This is a genomic window from Bacteroides muris (ex Fokt et al. 2023) (genome assembly GCF_024704895.1).
GTDB lineage: Bacteria > Bacteroidota > Bacteroidia > Bacteroidales > Bacteroidaceae > Bacteroides > Bacteroides muris.
The window spans coordinates 1-23448 of the sequence record NZ_JAMZEE010000042.1 but is presented as its reverse complement, the minus strand read 5'-3'; the positions used below and the strand labels follow the sequence as shown (position 1 = coordinate 23448).

Sequence of the window (23448 nt, the reverse complement as noted above, 5' to 3'; positions counted from 1 at the left end):
ATGATAGATGCTAAAGAACGGCTGCGTCAGCAGCTGAAAGATATAAAGACACGGCTCCGCCTCTCCATGAACGGAGCTGTGTCCCAAAGTATGCGTGAGAAAGGACTGGTATATAAGCTGAACTTTGGCGTGGAGCTGCCCCGCATCAAGAGTATTGCTGCAGATTATGAGAAAGACCACTCCCTGGCTCAGGCTTTGTGGAAAGAAGATATCAGAGAGTGCAAAATACTGGCGGGACTTTTGCAGCCGGCAGAGAGTTTCCTGCCCGAGATAGCCGATATCTGGGTGGAAGATATCCGTAACATCGAAATCGCGGAACTTACCAGCATGAATTTATTCCAACATCTTCCTTATGCCCCTGCCAAGTCTTTCCATTGGATTGCGAGCGAGGACGAATACACGCAGGTCTGCGGTTTCCTCACCATTGCCCGTCTGTTGATGAAGAAAGGGGATATGAGCGAACGGGTTGAGAATGAGTTCCTCGACCAGGCAATAACGGCTTTTTTGTCGGGTTCCTATCATGTGCGCAATGCTGCCATGACTGCCATCCGCCGCTTTATGCAGCAAAACGAGGACAATTCTTTTCAAGTTTGCCGCAGGGTGGAAGGCATGGACAATTCTTCTTCTGATGTAGAGCAATTGCTATATAATTTTGTAAAAGAGGAAATTTATTAGATTGATTCTAAGCTTATAGAATATTGATGCGGTAAGGGAATATTCCCCTTATCGCAATTTTTATCTCTTTCTCGTTTGCTTTCCACAAAAAAGGATTAACTTTGTTGGCTGTAAAACTGCGCCGTCAAATGGAAAGTCAGAATGTGAAAGATACAGTTAGGCAGATATTCACTGAATATCTGAATGCGAACGGGCATCGGAAGACTCCCGAACGTTATGCTATACTTGATACCATTTACTCCATAGACGGGCATTTTGATATCGACACGCTCTATTCACAGATGGCCGACCAGGAAAATTTCCGCGTCAGCCGTGCAACGCTTTACAATACCATCATTTTGCTAATAAATGCTCGTCTGGTCATCAAGCATCAGTTCGGCAACTCTTCCCAATACGAAAAATCTTATAATCGCGATACGCACCATCACCAGATATGCACTCAGTGCGGAAAGGTGACCGAGTTTCAGAACGAGGAGTTGCAGCATGCCATTGAGAATACCAAACTGAGCCGTTTTAATCTTACGCACTATTCCTTATATATGTATGGGTTGTGCAGCAAGTGTGACCGGGCCAATAAACGGAAGAAAAAGAGTAATAACCATAAAAAAGAAAAATGAAAGTAGACGTATTATTAGGATTGCAATGGGGCGACGAAGGCAAAGGAAAAGTCGTTGATGTGTTAACTCCGAGATACGATGTCGTAGCTCGTTTTCAAGGCGGACCGAATGCCGGACATACACTCGAGTTTGAAGGACAGAAGTATGTGCTCCGTTCCATTCCGTCTGGAATATTCCAGGGGGACAAGGTAAATATCATCGGTAACGGCGTGGTGCTCGACCCGGCTCTCTTCAAGGCGGAAGCCGAATCATTGGAAGCGTCCGGGCATAACTTGAAGGAACGATTGCACATTTCCAAGAAGGCACATCTCATTATGCCGACTCACCGCATACTGGATGCTGCGTACGAAGCAGCCAAAGGAGATGCGAAGGTAGGAACGACCGGAAAAGGTATCGGACCGACTTATACGGATAAAATCAGCCGTAACGGTGTACGTGTAGGCGACATTCTGCATGACTTTGACAAGAAGTATGCAGCGGCCAAGGCCCGTCATGAACAGATATTGAAGAGCCTGAACTATGAGTATGACCTTGCGGAAATGGAGAAGGCATGGTTCGAAGGTATCGAATACCTGAAACAATTCCGGCTGGTGGACAGCGAACACGAGATGAATAATCTGCTGGCTGCCGGCAAGTCTGTATTGTGCGAAGGTGCGCAGGGCACAATGCTGGACATTGATTTCGGTTCTTATCCGTTTGTCACTTCTTCCAATACGGTCTGTGCTGGTGCTTGTACCGGTCTGGGTATTGCTCCCAACAAGATTGGTGAGGTATATGGCATTTTCAAGGCCTATTGTACGCGTGTAGGTGCCGGTCCGTTCCCGACAGAACTGTTCGACAAGACCGGTGACCAGATTTGCACGCTGGGTCATGAGTTCGGTTCTGTGACAGGACGTAAGCGCCGTTGTGGTTGGATTGACCTGGTGGCGTTGAAATATGCTATTATGGTAGACGGTGTTACCAAACTGATTATGATGAAGAGCGATGTACTCGATTCTTTTGAAACCATCAAGGCTTGTGTTGCTTACAAGATGGATGGGGAAGAAATCGATTACTTCCCGTTCGATATCAACGAGGCTGTAGAGCCGGTTTATGTAGAGCTTCCCGGTTGGCAGACGGATATGACCAAGATGCAGAGTGAAGATGAGTTCCCGGAAGAATTCAATGCATACTTGTCATTCCTGGAAGAGCAACTTGGTGTGCCCATCAAGATTGTTTCTGTGGGTCCCGACCGTGAACAAACTATTGAACGCTATACAGAAGAATAAGAAGAAATAATTCTGATAACCTTAGGTATGGATTACAGGGTTTTCGCGGCTTCATCTGAAGATTCGTGTGAAACGATAATCCATACCTTTTTTATTTATTGCCATGAGAACACGTTTTTTATCTTTTCTGCTATTGGTGGCTTTCGCGGCCTCCGTACACTCGCAGGCTTATCAGCCTACCGGGGAAAATCTGAAATCCCGTCAGGAATTCCGGGATAATAAGTTTGGCATTTTCCTGCATTGGGGGCTGTACAGCATGTTGGCAACCGGTGAATGGACTATGACCAACAAGGATTTGAACTATAGAGAATATGCCAAGTTGGCAGGTGGATTCTATCCTTCCAAATTTGATGCCGCCAAGTGGGTGGCTGCCATTAAGGCTTCGGGTGCGAAATATATCTGCTTCACCACTCGCCATCACGAAGGTTTCTCTATGTTTCATACCCGTTATTCCGATTATAATATCATAGATGCCACTCCTTTCAAGAGGGATATTCTGAAAGAATTGGCAGACGAGTGCCACAAGCAGGGCATCCGTCTGCATCTCTACTATTCGCACATCGACTGGTTTCGTGAAGATGCTCCGTGGGGACGTACCGGACGCGGAACGGGGCGCCCGAATCCGAAGGGAGACTGGAACAGTTATTATAAATTTATGAACAACCAGTTGACGGAGTTGCTGACGAACTACGGTGAAATCGGTGCTATCTGGTTCGATGGTTGGTGGGACCAGGACCAGAATCCTGATTTTGATTGGCAACTGCCCGAGCAGTATGCCTTGATACACCGTCTGCAACCGGCCTGCCTGGTGGGGAATAATCACCATCAGGTGCCTTTTGAGGGTGAGGACATACAAATCTTTGAACGCGACCTGCCGGGTGAGAACCGCGCTGGACTCTCCGGTCAGGATATCAGCGCCTTGCCTCTTGAAACTTGCGAAACGATGAACGGTATGTGGGGATACAAGATTACAGACCAGGATTATAAATCTACTGAAACACTGATACACTATTTGGTGAAGGCCGCCGGTAAAGATGCCAACCTGCTGATGAATATCGGTCCTCAGCCGGACGGTGAGCTGCCTGCTGTTGCATTGCAGCGTCTGGCAGAAGTAGGAGAATGGATGAAGGTATACGGTGAAACCATCTACGGAACCCGTGGCGGCTGCATTGCTCCGCATCCTTGGGGAGTCACTACACAAAGAGAAAATAAATTATTCGTGCATATCCTCGAATTGCAGGACAAGGCTCTTTTCCTGCCGTTGGAAGGCAAGAAAGTGAGGAAGGCAGTGGGGTATGCCGACCGTCTTCCAGTGAAGTTCCGTAAGTGTGAAGGAGGGGTGATGCTCTACTTGCCGGAGGTTCCGACAGATATCGATAAAGTGATAGAGGTGGAGATTGAAAAATGAATCGGAAATCATAAATCTTTAATTCTTCCTAAAAGATAAAGGAAACGCTGGCATTGCTCATCGTTTCCTTTTATTTTTGGCAGACTATTTGTTATACAATAAGAAACGACTGATTTATTCACAATTTAAAGAAAGAAAATTATGGGAACAGGAATGATAGGAATGCAATGGATTATTTTTATTGGTATTGCCGTCGTCAGCTGGCTGGTACAGATGAATCTTCAGAACAAATTCAAGAAGTACTCTAAAATCCCTACTGGCAACGGAATGACGGGAGCAGACGTGGCCTTGAAGATGCTGCACGATAATGGCATTTATGATGTGACCGTGACGCATACTCCCGGACATCTGACGGATCATTATAATCCTGTCAATAAGACAGTAAACTTGAGTGAGGGTGTTTATAGCAGTAACAGCATCATGGCTGCTGCCGTTGCAGCCCACGAATGTGGTCACGCCGTGCAGCATGCGCGTGCATACGCTCCGTTGACAATGCGCAGCAAGCTGGTACCGGTAGTCTCTTTTGCCTCACAGTGGATGACGTGGTTGCTGCTGGCTGGTATCTTGATGCTGAACTCCTTCCCGCAATTGCTGCTGGCAGGCATTATATTGTTTGCATTGACTACTTTGTTCAGCTTCATTACCTTGCCGGTGGAAATCAATGCAAGCAAGCGTGCGCTGGTATGGCTTAGCAACTCAGGCATTACGAATTCATATAATCATGCACAAGCTGAAGATGCACTCCGCTCGGCTGCCTATACATATGTAGTGGCTGCTCTCGGTTCGCTTGCTACGCTGATTTATTATATCATGATATTCTTGGGACGCAGAGATTGAACGCACATGATACAGGCATAAAAACTGGCCAAATCCTGAGCGGTAAAGCGCTGGATTTGGCTTTTAAGTATGAAAAAGCTGTGGAATATCAGAAGTCATATGATTGCGTAGGGTATGCGCCCCTGCATAAATGGCTTCTCGCTGAAACCACATGGCCCTATTCCATATAAATGTCAAGTCGTACATCAATGGCAAGCCATTGGTCTTTGTTTGTGCTGATGTAAATCAGTTAGCATCGGATTTTGAGTTTTCTCAATACATACTCTCTGGTATGGCACATTCAGCATGCCCCCCGGCTCTGCATAGAGAGACCATTCTGTTGCTTTGAACTTTACATATGGCGATTTCAAAACGACAGAGGGTCGCAAATAGAGATTCATAAACTTTTCTTTGTTGAAAGCCTTGTAGAATTCATCTTTCAGTTCATGGTCTTCTTTGATTTTGCAACCAACAGAGGGTATTGCAACAAAGCAATAATGAGAACAACAGGTAGATTTGCCGCATCATGAATATATTTTTTAATGTTATTTTGATGCAGAACAGTATAAATGTTGTGCCTAAATAGCAAATGCTTGATATATAGTTATATGCTGAATCAAACTTTGCCCGAAAATGAACACTTAGTTCAGAAGTGAATATTGTCGCATTACAATTCCTTAGCTTTCTCTTTTCATCCTCAATAAAATACTGTAACTTTGTCGTCCGATTTTAAAGTAATTGAACTGATTATGGCAGCAAAACCAAGTATCCCGAAAGGAACCCGTGACTTCTCGCCTGTAGAAATGGCGAAGCGTAACTATATATTCAATACGATTCGTGAAGTGTATCACCTCTATGGCTTCCAGCAGATAGAAACGCCCTCGATGGAAATGCTTTCTACCTTGATGGGGAAGTATGGTGAGGAAGGAGACAAGCTCTTGTTCAAGATACAGAATTCCGGTGATTACTTCTCCGGACTGACAGATGAAGAACTGTTGAGCCGTAATGCGGTGAAGCTTGCCAGTAAGTTCTGCGAGAAAGGTTTGCGCTATGACCTCACAGTGCCTTTTGCCCGCTACGTGGTGATGCATCGCGATGAAATCACTTTCCCCTTCAAGCGTTATCAGATACAACCCGTGTGGCGCGCCGACCGTCCGCAGAAAGGGCGTTATCGTGAGTTCTATCAGTGCGATGCCGATGTGGTAGGCAGTGATTCTCTGTTGAACGAAGTGGAACTGATGCAGATTGTAGATACGGTATTTACTCGCTTCGGCATCCGTGTCTGTATCAAGATTAACAATCGCAAGATATTGAGCGGCATTGCCGAAATCATCGGTGAGTCTGACAAGATTGTGGATATTACCGTGGCCATCGATAAGTTGGATAAGATAGGTCTGGACAATGTCAACGCCGAGTTGAAGGAGAAAGGTATCAGCGACGAGGCTATTGCCAAACTGCAACCCATCATTCTGCTGAACGGCAGTAATGAAGAGAAACTCGCAACTCTGAAGGAGGTTCTTGCTGCCAGCGAGACCGGACTGAAGGGCGTGGAGGAAAGTGAATTTATCCTTTCCACCTTAAAGAACCTTGGCTTGAAGAACGAAATCGAGCTGGATTTAACATTGGCCCGTGGCTTGAATTACTATACCGGTGCCATCTTCGAAGTAAAGGCGCTGGATGTGCAAATCGGCAGTATTACTGGTGGAGGACGCTATGACAACTTGACGGGTGTATTTGGTATGTCCGGTGTCAGTGGTGTCGGTATCTCGTTCGGTGCAGACCGCATCTTTGATGTGCTGAACCAGCTCGACCTTTATCCGAAAGAAGCGGTGAACGGTACTCAGCTGCTGTTTATCAACTTTGGTGAGAAAGAAGCTGCATTCTCTATGAATGTGCTTGCTGAAGTACGTGCGGCAGGTATTCGTGCCGAGATTTTCCCCGATGCAAGCAAGATGAAGAAACAGATGGGATATGCAAACTCCAAAGCCATTCCGTTTGTGGCCTTGGTAGGTGAGAATGAGATGAATGAGGGTAAGGTGACATTGAAAAACATGGAGACTGGTGAGCAGAAAATGGTCACTCCTCAAGAGCTGGTTAGCGAACTGAAATAATAAAAACTGAAATATACAAAAAAAGGAGCACAAGGTTGCTCTTTTTTTTGTATATTTATGGCACGAATACAGGTATTTGTAATAGTGGCGTAGGAGAAATGAAACATCCTGCATTTATCTTTGTACTGACAAAAAAAGGAGGTTCTTATGGTTTCTGTTGAGCTTAACCAAGAAAAACACAATGCCCTCGTCAGTTTCCTGATGATTGTTATAGCGGCATTGTTTCTGTTCTATATGGGCAGTTCATTGGTACATTCTACAAGAGCGTTCTGGGAAAATTATTCCATAGAAGAGCTGCTGGAATAAAAGGAATTCAAGTCAAATCATTACCTTTGTCGGCAAAACATATTGCCGATGATACTTTATTTTACCGCAACCGGAAACTCGCGCTGGATTGCAGAATTGCTTGCAGAGGCTACGCGTGATACTGCTGTCAGCATTGTTGATTGCCTGAAGCAAGGTCCGATACCCGCAGAACTGATGAAAGTCGATAGATTGGGTGTCGTTTTTCCGGTACACTCCTGGTATGCACCCCGTGTCTTGATTGATTTTTTGTCGCAGCTCCGGTTGCCGGACTGCTGCTATCGTTATGCCGTGTGTACATGCGGGGACGATATGGGAAAGGGAATGAACCGCCTGGCAGCGCATTTTCCGTTGGATGCTGCCTGGTCTGTTGCAATGCCCAATACCTACGTACCGATGTTCAATTTGGACGATGAGGCGCTTTGCCGCAAGAAGATAGAGAACGCACGGCATGCCATTGCTTCGATTGCCGAAGATGTCATTGAACGGAAGAGGGTCTGGAATGTGCATGAAGGCAGTGCTGCCTGGCTGAAAACGTATATTGTGAATCCTTTGTTTGTCCGTTTTGTCATTGGTACAAGGAATTTCCATGTCGATGAGGGTTGCATCTCTTGCGGAATATGCAGCAAGTCGTGTCCGGTAGGCAATATCCGGTTGGTGGATGGGTATCCGGTGTGGGGAAAGCAGTGCATTCATTGTATGGCTTGTTTGCATTTTTGCCCCCGGAAAGTGATACAGTATGGAAAAGCGACACGGAAGAAGGGGCGGTATCGGTTGGAAAGTTACCTTTGTCGGTTCACCACTCCTGCATAAATCAGCAGAATAAGTGCGGGAAAGACTGTCTTGGGCAATGCTATGTTTCCTTTAGCTATCACGGAGAAGATGTTGGATGAGCTGCCTAAAGATAGCAAATATCGTTGTATATCTTGCCATTTTGTCAGCCTTTGTCTGCCAAACAATCAGCTTGTCTGTTTGGCACGGTTTTCGTAAGTTCTTTATTGCTTGTTTAAAGCAAAATTACTATTATAATAAATGTATAACATATAAAACAAAAAGACTATGAACATTAAACCATTAGCAGACAGAGTGCTGATACTCCCTGCACCTGCAGAAGAAAAAACAATTGGCGGTATCATTATTCCTGATACAGCGAAAGAGAAACCTTTGAAAGGTGAAGTTATTGCAGTAGGCAACGGAACAAAAGACGAAGAAATGGTGTTGAAGGTTGGTGACACAGTGCTGTATGGCAAGTATGCCGGTACCGAATTGGAAGTGGAAGGAACCAAGTACCTCATCATGCGCCAAAGCGATGTGCTCGCTGTTTTGGGATAATTTCATTCTTTAATTATTAATTCTTAATTTGTTTATCATATTATGGCAAAAGAAATATTATTCAATATCGATGCCCGTGACCAATTGAAGAAAGGTATCGATACACTGGCAAATGCAGTAAAAGTAACCCTCGGCCCTAAAGGTCGCAATGTTATTATCGAAAAGAAATTCGGTGCTCCCCACATCACAAAAGATGGTGTAACAGTAGCTAAAGAAGTTGAATTGGCAGACGCATATCAGAATACCGGTGCACAGTTGGTGAAGGAAGTCGCTTCCAAGACTGGTGATGATGCAGGTGACGGTACTACTACTGCTACTGTTCTGGCTCAAGCCATCGTAGCCGAAGGGCTGAAGAACGTAACTGCCGGTGCAAGTCCGATGGATATCAAACGCGGTATTGACAAGGCTGTTGCCAAAGTGGTTGATTCTATCAAAGGCCAGGCGGAAACAGTAGGTGACAACTATGACAAGATTGAGCAAGTAGCTTCCGTTTCTGCCAACAACGACCCCGTTATCGGCAAGCTGATTGCAGACGCTATGCGCAAAGTTTCTAAAGACGGTGTTATCACTATCGAAGAGGCCAAGGGTACTGATACTACTATCGGTGTGGTTGAAGGTATGCAATTCGACCGTGGTTACCTTTCTGCTTACTTCGTTACCAATACGGAGAAGATGGAGTGCGAAATGGAAAAACCGTACATCCTGATTTACGATAAGAAGATTTCCAACCTGAAAGATTTCCTGCCTATCCTCGAACCGGCAGTACAGACCGGCCGTCCTTTGCTGGTTATTGCAGAAGATGTGGATAGCGAAGCACTGACAACTTTGGTGGTGAACCGTCTGCGTTCTCAGTTGAAGATTTGTGCAGTGAAGGCTCCGGGTTTCGGTGACCGTCGCAAGGAAATGTTGGAAGATATTGCAGTATTGACCGGTGGTGTTGTCATCAGCGAAGAAAAAGGTCTGAAGCTGGAACAAGCTACTATTGAAATGTTGGGTACTGCTGACAAAGTCACTGTTTCCAAGGACAATACAACCATTGTGAACGGTGCCGGTGATAAAGAAAACATCAAGGAGCGTTGCGAACAAATCAAGGCTCAGATTGTAGCTACGAAGTCTGATTATGATAAGGAAAAACTACAGGAACGTCTGGCCAAGTTGTCTGGTGGTGTAGCAGTTCTTTATGTAGGTGCTGCTTCTGAGGTTGAAATGAAGGAAAAGAAAGATCGCGTAGACGATGCGCTTCGTGCTACCCGTGCCGCTATTGAAGAAGGTATCGTTCCTGGCGGTGGTGTAGCCTATATCCGTGCACTGGATGCATTGGAAGGCTTCAAAGGTGATAATGTGGACGAAACAACAGGTATCGACATCATCAAGCGTGCTATCGAAGAACCGTTGCGTCAGATTGTTGCCAACGCTGGTAAAGAAGGTGCTGTTGTCGTACAGAAAGTACGCGAAGGCAAGGCTGACTTCGGTTACAATGCCCGTACCGATGTTTACGAAAACCTGCATGCAGCCGGTGTGGTAGATCCTGCCAAGGTTACTCGCGTGGCTCTTGAGAATGCCGCTTCTATTGCCGGCATGTTCCTGACTACAGAATGCGTAATCGTTGAGAAGAAAGAAGATAAGCCCGAGATGCCGATGGGTGCTCCCGGAATGGGAGGCATGGGCGGAATGATGTAAGATTGTTTTCCCTGATTGCTTAGTCAAATAGAAGGACCGCAGTATCTTTTCGATAGATACTGCGGTTTTTTTTCCGGTTTACGTTCTTGATTGTTGATAAAAAGAATGTAATATTACAAAAGTGCTACAAAAATAGTTAGTTTACACATCTTCTGTCCGTTTTGATTGTTAGTGAAATAGTAAATTGCATCTTTACTTTTCGTAAAGATAACTGAATCAATAAGAACTATTAACTTTTTTAATTACAGAGAAGATGAACAAGAACGAAATCGGACTAAATGCTGGAAAAGTCTGGCAGTTGCTTAATGATTATACCAGATGGAGCTACGGTTCTTTGAAGAGGACGTCCGGGCTGAAAGACAAGGAACTGGGAGCTGCATTGGGGTGGCTTGCTCGTGAGGACAAGATTGAAATTCATCAGGAAGAGGATGAACTTTATGTTTCGTAGTGTGGAAGCATTTTTCACCGGAGGATGAAATCTGTGCTCCTTTGTTTCTTCATATTGAGGAATATTCTTTCCTTTGCATATTCTTTTCAATAAACAAAAACAGAATGAGTATGAGAAGTTTTGCTTCAGACAATAATTCAGGCGTACATCCGCAGGTAATGGAGGCGCTGGACCGGGCCAACCGTGACCATGCTGTTGGTTATGGGGATGACCCTTGGACAGAGGAGGCTGTCCGTAAAATGAGGGAAGCGTTTACGCCGGATTGCGAACCGTTGTTTGTATTCAACGGTACGGGCAGTAATGCAGTGGCTTTGCAACTGTGTACCCGTCCTTATAACTCTATCATTTGTGCAGAGACTGCACATATCTATGTGGACGAATGTGGTGCTCCTGCCCGCATGACAGGCTGTCAGATTCGTCCTGTTGCTACCCCTGATGGCAAGTTGACCCCTGATTTAGTCCGTCCTTATCTGTGTCATTTCGGTGAGCAGCATCATTCGCAGCCCGGAGCCATTTATATTTCGCAATGTTCGGAGTTGGGCACTGTCTATAAGCCGGACGAGCTACGGGCTTTGACGGATTTGGCTCATCGGCATAGCATGTATGTCCACATGGACGGGGCCCGTCTGGCAAATGCTTGTGCAGCCCTGAATCTTGGTTTTAGGGAGCTGACAGTGGATTGCGGAATAGATATCCTTAGCTTCGGCGGTACGAAGAACGGACTGATGCTGGGAGAGAGTGTGATTGTCTTTAATCCAGCCTTGAAGAAGGAAGCTTGTTTTGTGCGTAAGCAGTCGGCACAGCTCGCATCCAAACTTCGCTATCTGTCCTGCCAGTTCACTGCTTACCTGACGGACAGCCTTTGGCTGAGAAATGCCGCGCATGCCAACCGTATGGCTAAGATTCTTTATGCCGGATTGAAGGGGTTACCAGGTGTGCATTTTACGCAGAAGGTGGAAAGTAACCAGCTTTTCCTTACGATGCCCCGTCCGGTGATTGACGAACTGTTGAAGGACTATTTTTTCTACTTCTGGGATGAGGCCATCCACGAAATTCGTTTTGTGACCTCTTTTGATACTACGGAAGAGGATATTGAGCAACTGTTGCAATCGGTAAAAAGGCTTCTCTGAAATATGTAAAAGCTCCCGACCTTCACAGGCTGGGAGCTTACTTTGAAACTTTCCCCTTTTGGGGGTAGGGGAAGGTCTACTGAAAACAAACCGATTGAATATTTACCTTAAATACCTTTGCATGATAACCTTTTTAACTAACCTTTCCAATAAATCTTTGTTAGAGTATGTTTATATACCGACAGCCTCGCAGACCGGTACAAATGTGTAGCCTTTTTGTTTCAGCGTCTTAATCATCTTGTCCAGATAACCATTGTAGAACTTGTCCGTGCGGCGGTCGTCCGTTCCGAAGTGTATCAGCATCAGATGCCCGTTCAGACCTTTCTTTTTTTCCACCTCCATAATTTTGTCGTAGATGAACTTGCTGCTTCGGTACTTCTGTCCCATGTCCGGAGTGGTGTAGTCGGCATTGCTCATGGTGCCGGGGGTATAATTGATAACTTGGATTCCCATGTTCTTTGCCCAGGCGGATATTTCTCTGTTATAGTATTCGTAAGGAGGAATATAGACGGGAGCGTCCTTGTATTCGATGCCTGCCTTGCGGAGGGTCTCGTAGCTTTTCATGATGTCGTTCTCAAACTCTTCGCGGGTGACCAGCAGAGAATCACGGTCTTCCCAAGGCATGTACAACAAATGTCCGTAACTGTGGCTGCCTACAAAATGCCCTTCGTCGAGCAGGCGTTTCACTACATCGGGATAGAGCTCGTAGAACTCTCCGGTAAAGAAGAAACCGCCTTTGATGCCATGCTTCTTCAAGGTACTGATGATGGCATCGGCACCGTCTGCTTTGTCGGCGGCAGTGAATACGAGGGTGATTTGCTTTTTCGAAGGGTCGGTGCGGATGATTCCTCCGTCCACATATACATTCTTGTCATTTGGGATACCGGCTTGCTTCATCCCATCCTTCTGCATGGCAGAGAGGTAGTACGTGAGGCAGGCGGTTCCGTCCATGGTAGGCTCATTGGTAGAATAGTCGTGGAGAGCGTCGTGATATACCATCAGGTCCGGTTGGAAGCGTTCGTAGTCTTGTCCGGGAGTTCCGGGAATTCCTGTCATGTTGACGCCGCGCAGGTTTTCAAAGATGGTACGATAGACAGGACCGTCCACCAGTCCGCCAGTAGTATTGCCCACGCCTGCATTCAGCAGTGAGGAGTGGGGTTGCGAGGGATAGTCTCCGTAAAGGGGAAGTTCCACAATCATGCTGGTTCCCCAAGGGTTACAGCCGAACAGCCAGTCGCGCAAGGAGGCTTCCATTTCGGCGTACGTGCCATCGCCGGTGGTTTCACGGTACAGCCGGCATTGGGTCAGCATAGCGGTAGTCAGGTTGTTGGAACACCAGATGTAGGGTATACCGTGCAAGAAGGGGTTTTCTACCGCTTTCTCGTATGTGCGTTCGATACCCGTACGCATGTTGCGGATAAATTCCTTGCTGATGCGGCTGTTGTCTACTTTGGCAAGATGGTAGTGGCCCATGTTCATGAACGGATACCATTGGTAGTGGCGTGCGCTGTCGGCGCCCATCCAGGGAGTCACTGGTTCGCAGCGTCCGTATTCAAGGGCTTGAGCCAGATATTTGTTGTCGCCGGTGGCTTTGTACAGCTCCATGGCACCCAGTTCCATATCGTCCACCCAGTTGTCCTCTTCGTAAATGTAGGGAGACAAGACAGAGGCAGTCTGGCATGCTCCCGGTTTCTTGACTCCTTCTTGATAGGCGGCATCGGCCTTGGCTTCGATTTCTGCTGCAAATTCGGGATAGTAGCCTTTCAGTATTTTGGCACCTAAGGCGAAGCAGGAGGCAAATTTTCCGGCAGTGCTTGCCACTCCGGTCGTTGCGTTCCTGAATTTTCCGCGTACTTGCGGTTCGCCACTGCAAAAGTAAACGGGACGTCCCTTGCCCGGTCCGTAGCCGTAATCCACCAGGTCTTTGTTGGGGAGGCGCATTCCGGCATGGTCACGGTCGTCGGCTATCTGGTTGTACAGCTCGCCCGGAGCCGGATTCATACGGTTCAGCCAGTCCAATCCCCATTTGATTTCGTCCACAATGTCCGGGATACCGTTGGCACCGGGAAGGCCGGCTGCATCATACGCATCACCGAAAGATTCGGGGTTTTCCTGATAAGCGAACATCATCTGATAGATGGCATTGGCAGAGGTGGTGGTGTATTGCAGATAGTCCGTAGCATCGTGCCATCCTCCGCGGACATCTATATGTTGTCCGGTTTTGGTAGGATGATATACTATGTAGCCGTCGTGTATGTGGCAACTGTCTTTCAGGAAAGGATTGTAACCGCAGCGTTGCTGGCGCATGTAGTTTAGAAGGAAATCCGCTGTGCCGTTGTAAACGTGTGTATTGATGGGGAAGCGGGGGGAAACGGTTTTGCCTGCTTTCAGGTAATAAGTTCCCGGTTCTGTAAAGTTACTGAAGTCCAAGCGGTAGGTACTTTTCATTCCACCCAGTTTGCCGGTGGGTTTAGGTGCATTGAAAGTTTGTACTGTCTTGCCCGTGAAGGCATCGACCAATGTATAACTATCCACACGAGTTCCTTCTTCGCTCATGAATACTCCCACTTTAATGGATTGAGGCAGATAACCGAGCTGGTTGATTCTAATCCATTCGTCTGCTTTACACGGTAACGCGGCGATAAAGGTAACTATCACTATTAGGAGCCAATAATTACTTTTCATAAATCGTATTTTCTATTTAAGGTTGGTGCTTTTATATTAACTTGGTTTTAATCGCTACAAATAAAGCGGTTTCTATTAGTTTTAGGAAGATTTAGCATGGATAATTAGATAGTATTATGCGTTGTTTACAATATTTTAGATTTAACGAGACGTTAAATGATAAACTTGGAAATGATAAGCTGTTGCTATTCATATGTTTACACGGGTTGAATATTCTTTTTATTTTTCGTTTACGTATTTTAGTACTCTTAAGAACACATAGGCTTGTTTTTTTGTTTTATGTCATTTAAAAACAAAACTCAGATGTATTTTTGCGCAGCAGATTGAAAGTCTTCGGAGGTTTCTGATAAATCTTATGATTATCTCCGTAATATTCCTCCCTGCCACTCTTCCACATTGCGGCATATCAGTGCTGCAGGGAAGCAGAATATGTGTATAAGTCTGTTGGGCAGGCAACATAGGCTAATATGATATTGAAAGGTCTTTAATGATATATTACTATGGGGACGAGGTTGGCTGAAACGGGGAAAGAATAAGGATGAAGCATGCAAATAACTGATTGGGGGGAAGGAATGCGGATAATCATTATTTTGTTATTTGCCAATAGCAAGCCGAAATGCGGTAAAAATCACAAAGAACTTGCTGGTACATACTCATTGCAGAGTTTAGATGCACTGCAATGCGAATTAATGTCCGCTATATCAGCGATAGATACGGAATCGGCACATCTACAAATCACGCATCTTTTTTGAAATGTCAAAGGAAAATTTTAAGGTTGTTGGTGCATAAGTACAGCTGTGGTTTGGTTTCCAAAAATTAAGCCCTTGATTTATCTGAATATCCTTTTGAAGAAAACAGATAAATCAAGGGCTTAATTTAGAATGGACGGTTAGCGATAGCTTTCCAGTTCTTCTGCCTTGAACTTGCGGATAAAGTTGAAGTGCTTTTCTACTTCAGCTTCTGCATAGTTCACATATACAAGGGCAGACTTGGCAAACAATTCAGGAGCTCTTGTAGCATCTTGAATAATCAGGTGCGACATGATACATACCGCAGCCATTTCGTAGAGACGACGTGCCACGAAGTCCAGTAATTCTTGGTTCTGTGCCTCTTTCACCGCATTGGTGCAGGCTTCGAACTTATTGGCCATTTCCTTGATGCGGTCCATCAGCGGCTGCATCTCTTCGCTGCATGGCACTTGTTCGTAATCGCGCAGGGTAGCGGCATACGAACCGTTGGTCACATAGCGGATGGCAGCTACAGTCTGCAACTGAGTAGTACCTTCGTAGATAGAAGTGATACGTGCATCACGATAGATACGTTGGCAAGCATACTCCAGCATGAAGCCCGAACCGCCGTGAATCTGGATGCTGTCGTAAGCATTCTGATTGGCATATTCAGAGTTCATACCTTTTGCCAGCGGAGTGAAAGCATCGGCCAGTTTGGCATACTTCTTTTGTTCCTGGCGTTCTTCCGGAGTCAGCTTGCGTTCGCGGGCAATGTCGTCCAATGCTTTGTAGATGTCTACGTAGCGGGAAGTCTGGTACAGCAAGGAGCGTCCTGCATTCAACTTGGCTTTCATAATAGCCAACATGTCATATACAGCCGGGAACTCGATGATGGCCTTGCCGAACTGCTTGCGGTCTTTGGCATAAGCCAGACCTTCGTTGTAGGCAGCTTGTGAAAGACCTACCGACTGTGCGGCAATACCCAGACGGGCGCCGTTCATCAAAGCCATGACGTATTTGATCAGACCGAGCTTGCGGTCGCCGCAAAGTTCTGCTTTTGCATTCTTGTAAACCAGCTCGCAAGTGGGAGAACCGTGGATACCCAGTTTGTTCTCGATGCGGCGCACGTCTACACCGCCTTCATTCTTGTCGTAGATGAACATGGACAAGCCGCGTCCGTCCTTCGTTCCTTCTTCCGAACGGGCCAGTACGAGGTGGAGATTGGCGTCACCGTTGGTGATGAAACGCTTCACACCGTTCAGACGCCAGCAGTTGTTGGCCTCGTCGTATGTAGCTTTCAGCATTACGCTCTGCAAGTCGGAACCGGCATCCGGCTCTGTCAAGTCCATAGACATGGTCTCTCCGGCGCAGATGCGCGGGATGAAACGGCTGTGCTGGTCTTCGTTGCCGAATTCGTAGAGCGTTTCGATGCAATCTTGCAGTGACCAGATGTTGCCGAAACCGGCATCGGCTGCAGCAACGATTTCCGCACACATGGTGTACGGAGTAATCGGGAAGTTCAAGCCACCGAAACGGCGCGGCATGGTCATACCGTTCAATCCGGCTTTTACCATGGCGTCGAGGTTCTGCTTGGTGCCGCTGGCATATTCCACACGGCCGTTGGCGCAGTGGGGACCTTCTTCGTCCACGCCCTCGGCATTGGGAGCGATGATCTCTCCGGTAATCTCTCCGGTGATTTCAAGTACCTTGTCAAAAGAGTCCATAGCGTCCGCATAGTCCTGCGGGGCATAGTCATACTTGTCTTTGTCTTGGTAACCGCGTTCTTTCAGTTCGCAGATACGTTCCATCATCGAGTTGTTCAGATGATACTTCAATTCGGGAACTTCGGTATAAAAATTTGCCATAATTTCTTGGTTATTTAGGTATTCTGAAGTATAGGGGTATGGTGAATTTCACTCGCTTGGCCTCTCCGTCCTGATAGCCGGGCGACCAGCGGTAGACGTCGGCAATGGCCTCGAAAGCGCGTATGGCTTCTTTGTCGATGTCATAGCGCACGGACTGGAGAATTTGGGGATGGGTCATCTTGCCTTCTTCGTCTACAACGAATCGTAGGATTACCCTTCCTTCTGCCTTTTGCTTCCAGGCGTCTTCCGGATATTTGGTAACATTGGCCACCAGTTTCATGAGGTTCTCTATTCCACCGGGGAAGGATGGAAACATGAAATACGGCTGATGTTCCATTTCAGTTCCGTGCTCGTCGAACATCTTTCCACCGGTACACTGATTCTCTGAATAGTGTTCCTCTCTACGGAGTTTCCCGTCGGGATAGTACTGCAGGAGTGTTCCGTCAAGTTTACCATCGCTGTAGCTCCGGGCCAGATGTATGGCACCGTCGGGATAATACACCATGGTCTGCCCCTCCAGGCGGTTGTCTCTATATACTTCTGTCAGGCTGTCCTTGCCATTTGCATAGAATGATGTATGCAGGCCTTCCCTTATCCTTTTGCGGGGATTGCTTTTGTATTCGGAGAAATGCCAGACATCCTTCTTTTGTCCTTCCAAAGCATACTCTTCCACCTTGATGCACTTCTTGTTTATCTTGGAAACAAGAGCATACTTGACTGCCTGGATGGAGTCGTCCGTCCATTGGTAATTCTTGTCCAACCAGAGCTTTTCTTGAGCGATAGCGGAAGATATACCTGAAAGAAGAACAAATATAAGAATCAGCCCTTTCATGATTACCTTTATTGTTATTTACTGTGTGATTTATAATATTTTATCATCTTCGGGATAACCTCTTCCACCGTACCGTTGATGACGTAGTCGGCAATCGTATTGATGGGAGCGTTCTCGTCGTTGTTGATGGAGATGATAATACCACTTTCCTGCATACCGGCAATGTGCTGGATTTGTCCGCTGATGCCGCAAGCAATATACAGTTTGGGGCGGACAGTGACACCGGTCTGGCCAATCTGGCGGTCATGGTCGGCATAACCGGCATCGACGGCAGCACGGCTGGCGCCTACCTCTGCATGGAGTTCTTTGGCAAGCTCGAACAACATGTCAAAACCTTCCTTGCTTCCCATGCCGTAGCCGCCAGCAATCACGATGGGAGCGCCTTTCAGATTGTGTTTTGCCTTTTCTACGTGGCGGTCGATGACTTTTACCACATAATCCGTCTCGGGCACGTAGTTGGCAACGTCGTGGTTGATGACTTCGCCCTTATAGTCAGCGTCCAGTATCTCTTTCTTCATCACACCTTCGCGAACGGTTGCCATCTGCGGACGGTGCTCGGGATTCACAATCGTGGCAACGATGTTGCCGCCGAATGCGGGACGGATTTGATACAGCAGGTTCTCGTAAACCTTGCCTTCCTTCTTGTCTTCGTGGTTGCCGATTTCCAGTGAGGTACAGTCGGCGGTCAGTCCGCTGGTCAAAGCAGAAGAAACGCGCGGGCCGAGGTCGCGACCGATAACGGTGGCACCCATCAGGCAGATTTGCGGCTTTTCTTCCTTGAACAGGTTGATAAGGACAGAGGAGTGGGGAAGAGAGGTATAGGGGAACAAGCCCGGAGCGTCGAATACGTGGAGTTTGTCTACTCCGTAGGGCAATACTTGCTTTTCAATGCCTGCCAGATTGCTTCCGGCAGCAACTGCTTCCAGTTGGCAGCCCAACTGGTTGGCTAATTTACGACCTTTGGTCAAGAGTTCGAGACTGACGTCGGCAACCGTTGTGCCTTCTATCTCTAAATATACAAATACGTTATTCATATCTTTTAAGTTTTTAGCTACGGGCTACGAGTTACAAGTTCTGTTCAGAGTCGGGGCAACTTGTAGCTTGTCACTTGTAGCTTGTCATTTACCCTATCGTATGATTGGCTAACAGTTCAACAATCAAATCTTCCACATCCTTGTCGCTGCCCGTCAGCGTCTTGCTTTCTTTGGCCTGGAATGAGATGTTCTGAATGGTCTTTACCTTTGTGGGCGAACCGCTCAGACCACATTGTGCAAGGTCACCGTTCACGTCGGCAACGCTCCATTCCGTGATGTTCAGATAGGGATATTTCTCGTAGAGGTCGGCGTAGGCAAGCTCGGCGCCTTCCTTGGTGATGGCGGCTTTTTCCTGAGCACCGAGTGCGCGTTTGTACTTCTGTACCAGTTTGGCATTGCGCGGGCGGCAGGGAGCGGCACTTCCGTTTACGGTGATGACGATGGGCAGAGGAGCCTCGACGGTTTCTACGCCACCGTCGATATGACGTTTCACGGTAATCTTCTTGGCGGCTTTGTCCACGTTCAGAATCTCTTCTGCGTAGGTCACTTGCGTCAGCCCCAGCTTTTCGGCAACCTGTGGGCCTACTTGGGCGGTATCACCGTCGATGGCCTGGCGTCCGCCGATGATGACGTCATAGTCGCCTATCTTCTTGATGGCTGTGGCAAGGGCATACGAAGTGGCAAGCGTATCTGCACCTGCAAAGGCGCGGTCGGTCAGCAGATAGCCGTTGTCGGCACCACGGTAAAGTCCTTCACGAATAACTTCGGCTGCACGTCCCGGTCCCATGGTCAGGATGGTAACGGTGGAGCCCGGATGTTCATCTTTCAGTCGGAGAGCCTGTTCAAGAGCGTTCAGGTCTTCGGGGTTGAAGATGGCAGGGAGTGCCGCGCGGTTGATGGTTCCGTCGGCTTTCATGGCATCTTTCCCGACGTTGCGTGTGTCGGGAACTTGTTTTGCCAATACAACAATTTTCAAACTCATGCTATTAATTATTAGTATTAGTATTTTTCTGTATGTCAGTGCCGGGAGAAATAGGAGTAGTGAAGGGAAAGCCCTGCTACTGAAATTGTCCGGTTAACTCATTATCAGCCTGCAAATTTACGGAAAGAGTTGGGTTTGGCAAGAATTTGAAAGGAAAAATGCACAAATTGAGGGGTTTTGCGCAAATATCAGTTGGCTCTATATCTGTAAAAAAGGTAGTAAAACCGGTAATTTATCTACCTTTCCGTTCCCGTTTCTTCTGTACTTTTGCAACGTCCGGATGAGGCTTGCACGACGGGCGGCATCGGATAAACAAGCATCGCTACTTAAAATGTTATTATAGAATATGTATATCGAAAAAGTAAATTCCCCTGCTGACGTGAAAAAATTATCAGTCGGTGAACTGAATGAATTGAGCGGAGAAATCCGCCGGGTGTTGTTGAACAAACTAAGCTCCTACGGAGGACACGTAGGACCCAACCTGGGGATGGTAGAAGCCACCATAGCCCTGCATTACGTGTTCGATTCACCAACGGACAAGATTGTCTATGACGTATCCCATCAGAGCTATGCCCATAAGATACTGACAGGCCGCCGCGCAGCGTTTATGAATGCGGACGAATATGACGAAGTCTCCGGATACTCCGAACCGTCGGAAAGCGAGCATGACTTTTTCGTCATCGGGCATACCTCTACCTCCGTCAGTCTGGCAAGCGGGCTTGCCAAGGCGCGTGACCTGAAGGGAGAGACGGGCAATGTGATTGCCGTCATTGGCGATGGCTCGCTGAGTGGCGGTGAAGCCTTCGAAGGATTGAATGTAGGTGCCGAACTGGGCACGAACTTCATCGTCATTGTCAACGATAACCAGATGTCCATTGCCGAGAATCATGGCGGACTATACCGCAATCTGCAACAGCTGCGCGAAACGGACGGTCAGGCTCCCTGCAACTATTTTAAGGCAATGGGATATGATTATCTCTATGTGAAAGACGGTAATGACGTGGAACAGCTGATAGAGGCTTTCCGCACAGTGAAGGACGTGAATCATCCGGTTGTGGTACATATCAATACCTTGAAAGGCAAAGGATACAAATTGGCGGAAGAGCAGAAAGAACGTTTTCATTACAGTGCTCCGTTCGACCTTAATACCGGCAATCTGACCGGTGAGCCTGGGGAGGGTGAAGACTATGCCGACCTTACTGCCGATTATCTGTTGCAGGAGATGAAGAAAGACCCGACTGTGGTGGGTATCACCGCAGGTACACCCACGGTATTCGGCTTTACACCGGAGCGACGCAAGGAGGCAGGGCGCCAGTTTATCGATATGGGCATTGCCGAAGAGCAGGCTGTTGCCATGGCTTCTGCCATTGCTGCCGGAGGTGGAAAACCGGTATTCGGGGTCTACAGCACCTTTATCCAGCGCGCCTACGACCAGTTGTCGCAAGACCTCTGCATCAACAATAATCCTGCATTGATTCTTGTCTTCTGGGGAAGCTTGTCGAGTATGAACGACGTTACCCATCTTTGTCTTTTCGATATTCCGGTCATCGGCAATATTCCGAATATGGTTTATCTGGCACCTACTTGTCGTGAGGAGTACATGGCAATGCTGGAGTGGGGCATCCGTCAGACGGAACATCCGGTTGCCATCCGCGTGCCGGCCAACGGGGTTATCCGCAGGGAGATGGAGCCGGAGAAGGATTACGGCAAGACGCTGAACCGTTACGAGGTGTCCCATCGTGGAGAGAAGGTTGCCATATTGGGACTGGGCTCTTTCTATCAGTTGGGCGAAGCCGTGGCTGCACGGCTGAAAGAAGAAAAAGGAGTGGATGCCACGCTTGTCAATCCCCGCTACATCACGGGTGTGGACAAGGCCTTGCTTGACGACCTGAAGCAGGACCATACACTGGTCATCACTCTTGAAGACGGCGTGCTGGACGGGGGCTTTGGCGAGAAGATTGCCCGCTACTACGGTCCGTCGGATATGAAGGTGCTGAATTATGGTGTGAAGAAAGAGTTTATCGACCGTTACGATGTGGAAGAGCAGTTGAAGAAGAACCGGTTGACGGTTCCGCAGATTGTGGAAGACATTTGCAAGCTGGTGTAGCTTCTTGTTTTTGGGCTTCCACCTCTTTCACCTTTCTTCTCTATCCCCTTGTTCATCGGTTTTTCCGGTGAAACCGTTTTTTTGGGGGGGGAATTATGCAATATTGCTTTCTGATAAGGATTTGCCGGATTGCAGTTCATGGTGATTGAAGGCGCTTGTCGTTTGGTGGTTCGCCTTGGAAAGACTTCTTTATAAGTGAACGACCCGGGGCGTTCGATTGAACAACCTTTGTTGCTCGTTCGGCCGACCCGGGTCGTTCACTCGGCCAACCGGAGTCGTTCACTTGTACAGTCAACCGGAACTGTTACGAATTCTATGAGTTAGAAGGAGTTGTCGAGGCTGTTAGACTGCTATTAATTCTTCTCCCAATACATGCAATGCTTCTTTTATTTGCATTTTTCTCTGGGTACTTGGCTTTTTAATGCCATAAATATATTTAGAAAGAAGACTTTTATTAATTCCTATGCTCCGTGCTACTTCTGATACGTTCAGTTGAGGGAAACGTTTAAATATGGCAGCTATTTCATTTTCATAATCAGGTTCCACAATCTCAAAGAAGCTGGAAATATGAATATCTTCATCCAATGATTCCCAACGAACATCATCACCAAACTTTCCTATCTTGAAATTAAGACGGTCTTTATCACTTGCTTCTTTCAGTAAAGGAAATGCTTCTAACGGACGGCTGAAAGTTTTTCCAGCATCCGTTTTCATATAAATGCGACTTGCATCAAACCAAATGTCTTTTATTATATCCATAACTTTCAGTTTTATTAATTATTCTCCGTGATATTTTTTCCAAGCGCCAATTATATCATCTTGATATGTTTCAATAATCACCAACGCTTTTTTTAAGTCCTTTGGCTTTATGCCATTATTTGATACAAGTTCTATTTCGGGATAAACATTGACCTTTGCCTTGCCATCACCATTTACTATATGAACATGAATAGGCAAATGTTCTTCAGAATAGAAATAAAATCGAATACCAAAAAGTTCAAATAGCGTTGGCATAATTACATAATGTTTTAATTTCACTGACACAAATTTAGGGATAAATATTTAGACCTGCAAATAGATAGCTGAAAAATCAGTGGTAACTCCCGATAACTCCCCGAACTTGCAAAACTTGAGTAATAATGTGAATCTCTTCAAAATCAAAGGACGAAAAGATGTTTTACCTGAAAAGCCGATGAACAAGGGAATAGAGAAGAAAGGTGAAGGAGATGGAAGAAAAACTTTCCATTCAAAGGAACTTCGTATCGTCAAATCCTATGATGATGAGCAGAAAAGTGAGTACGCATTTCTTACGTTAACTTACGAAGTTCTATAATTTTATATTTCAATATTTAATACTTCGTTAAAATTACAGTTAATCCGTTGAAAACAAATGAGTTAGTAAATAATATTTAGTATAATAAAATAGG

At 46.6% G+C, this 23448-nt stretch carries 21 protein-coding genes; 14 read left to right on the top strand and 7 right to left on the bottom strand.

Translation table 11 applies throughout. The features are described 5' to 3' along the window. The 12 genes from M1B78_RS14725 (at window position 1) to M1B78_RS14670 (ending at window position 11788) form a co-directional block, all read left to right on the top strand. Entirely contained in the window at window positions 1-675 is a 675-nt protein-coding gene (locus tag M1B78_RS14725; protein ID WP_257941073.1) for a DNA alkylation repair protein, read from the top strand. A 128-nt stretch (window positions 676-803) separates the two neighbouring features. Continuing rightward, window positions 804-1292 carry a Fur family transcriptional regulator gene (locus M1B78_RS14720; protein WP_176469224.1) on the top strand — a complete coding sequence of 163 codons (489 nt, stop codon included), beginning with the start codon at window positions 804-806 and terminating at the stop codon, window positions 1290-1292. Continuing rightward, window positions 1289-2560: an adenylosuccinate synthase gene (locus M1B78_RS14715; protein WP_136010754.1), complete on the top strand. Its 1272-nt coding sequence runs from the start codon at window positions 1289-1291 to the stop codon at window positions 2558-2560. The genes M1B78_RS14720 and M1B78_RS14715 overlap by 4 nt, the downstream gene beginning before the upstream one ends. 103 nt (window positions 2561-2663) lie before the next feature. Further along, window positions 2664-3968 carry an alpha-L-fucosidase gene (locus tag M1B78_RS14710; RefSeq protein ID WP_257941072.1) on the top strand — a complete coding sequence of 435 codons (1305 nt, stop codon included), beginning with the start codon at window positions 2664-2666 and terminating at the stop codon, window positions 3966-3968. A gap of 141 nt (window positions 3969-4109) precedes the next feature. Continuing rightward, complete coding sequence (locus M1B78_RS14705) at window positions 4110-4805, top strand: zinc metallopeptidase (protein ID WP_136010752.1); 696 nt, start codon at window positions 4110-4112, stop codon at window positions 4803-4805. Between the two features lie 728 nt (window positions 4806-5533). Further along, a complete protein-coding gene (gene hisS, locus M1B78_RS14700; protein ID WP_257941071.1) occupies window positions 5534-6895 on the top strand; it encodes a histidine--tRNA ligase in 1362 nt (453 codons plus the stop codon). 147 nt (window positions 6896-7042) lie between these two features. Beyond that, window positions 7043-7201 carry a hypothetical protein gene (locus M1B78_RS14695; RefSeq protein ID WP_257932209.1) on the top strand — a complete coding sequence of 53 codons (159 nt, stop codon included), beginning with the start codon at window positions 7043-7045 and terminating at the stop codon, window positions 7199-7201. A gap of 48 nt (window positions 7202-7249) precedes the next feature. Continuing rightward, window positions 7250-8011, top strand: coding sequence for an EFR1 family ferrodoxin (locus M1B78_RS14690; protein ID WP_257941070.1), 762 nt, complete (start codon window positions 7250-7252; stop codon window positions 8009-8011). 246 nt (window positions 8012-8257) lie between these two features. Then, complete coding sequence (locus M1B78_RS14685; RefSeq protein ID WP_004290132.1) at window positions 8258-8530, top strand: co-chaperone GroES; 273 nt, start codon at window positions 8258-8260, stop codon at window positions 8528-8530. Window positions 8531-8572: 42 nt separating this feature from the next. Further along, window positions 8573-10210, top strand: a complete 1638-nt coding sequence (groL, locus tag M1B78_RS14680) for a chaperonin GroEL (protein ID WP_005835590.1) — start codon at window positions 8573-8575, stop codon at window positions 10208-10210. Between the two features lie 253 nt (window positions 10211-10463). Beyond that, the gene (locus tag M1B78_RS14675; RefSeq protein ID WP_257941069.1) at window positions 10464-10658 is read left to right on the top strand and encodes a winged helix-turn-helix domain-containing protein; all 195 of its coding nucleotides are present in this window, start codon (window positions 10464-10466) and stop codon (window positions 10656-10658) included. Between the two features lie 110 nt (window positions 10659-10768). Continuing rightward, window positions 10769-11788 (top strand): threonine aldolase family protein, encoded by a 1020-nt coding sequence (locus tag M1B78_RS14670; RefSeq protein WP_257941068.1) that lies wholly within the window; start codon window positions 10769-10771, stop codon window positions 11786-11788. Window positions 11789-11959: 171 nt separating this feature from the next. Here M1B78_RS14670 and M1B78_RS14665 read toward each other — a convergent pair whose 3' ends face one another. The 5 genes from M1B78_RS14665 to M1B78_RS14645 all read right to left on the bottom strand — a co-directional run bounded on the left by M1B78_RS14665 (window position 11960) and on the right by M1B78_RS14645 (window position 19914). Further along, window positions 11960-14473 carry a glycoside hydrolase family 9 protein gene (locus M1B78_RS14665; protein WP_257941067.1) on the bottom strand — a complete coding sequence of 838 codons (2514 nt, stop codon included), beginning with the start codon at window positions 14471-14473 and terminating at the stop codon, window positions 11960-11962. 889 nt (window positions 14474-15362) lie between these two features. Next, window positions 15363-17066 (bottom strand): acyl-CoA dehydrogenase family protein, encoded by a 1704-nt coding sequence (locus M1B78_RS14660; RefSeq protein WP_176469228.1) that lies wholly within the window; start codon window positions 17064-17066, stop codon window positions 15363-15365. A gap of 10 nt (window positions 17067-17076) precedes the next feature. Then, window positions 17077-17898: an energy transducer TonB gene (locus M1B78_RS14655; protein WP_022401576.1), complete on the bottom strand. Its 822-nt coding sequence runs from the start codon at window positions 17896-17898 to the stop codon at window positions 17077-17079. Window positions 17899-17912: 14 nt separating this feature from the next. Beyond that, window positions 17913-18932, bottom strand: coding sequence for an electron transfer flavoprotein subunit alpha/FixB family protein (locus M1B78_RS14650; protein WP_257941066.1), 1020 nt, complete (start codon window positions 18930-18932; stop codon window positions 17913-17915). Between the two features lie 88 nt (window positions 18933-19020). Beyond that, window positions 19021-19914 (bottom strand): electron transfer flavoprotein subunit beta/FixA family protein, encoded by an 894-nt coding sequence (locus M1B78_RS14645; protein WP_117601570.1) that lies wholly within the window; start codon window positions 19912-19914, stop codon window positions 19021-19023. A 346-nt stretch (window positions 19915-20260) separates the two neighbouring features. Here M1B78_RS14645 and M1B78_RS14640 point away from each other — a divergent pair, with 346 nt between their 5' ends. Further along, window positions 20261-22021: a 1-deoxy-D-xylulose-5-phosphate synthase gene (locus tag M1B78_RS14640; protein ID WP_257941065.1), complete on the top strand. Its 1761-nt coding sequence runs from the start codon at window positions 20261-20263 to the stop codon at window positions 22019-22021. 342 nt (window positions 22022-22363) lie between these two features. Here the strand turns inward: M1B78_RS14640 and M1B78_RS14635 are convergent, their stop codons facing one another. Then, on the bottom strand, window positions 22364-22780 hold the full coding sequence (locus M1B78_RS14635; RefSeq protein ID WP_257932624.1) for a DUF2442 domain-containing protein: 417 nt from the start codon (window positions 22778-22780) through the stop codon (window positions 22364-22366). A gap of 18 nt (window positions 22781-22798) precedes the next feature. Next, window positions 22799-23035 (bottom strand): DUF4160 domain-containing protein, encoded by a 237-nt coding sequence (locus tag M1B78_RS14630; protein WP_257932623.1) that lies wholly within the window; start codon window positions 23033-23035, stop codon window positions 22799-22801. A 127-nt stretch (window positions 23036-23162) separates the two neighbouring features. On the opposite strand from M1B78_RS14630, the gene M1B78_RS14625 reads away from it, so the two are divergent. Then, complete coding sequence (locus M1B78_RS14625) at window positions 23163-23354, top strand: hypothetical protein (protein WP_257941064.1); 192 nt, start codon at window positions 23163-23165, stop codon at window positions 23352-23354. The last annotated feature ends 94 nt before the right edge of the window (window positions 23355-23448 follow it).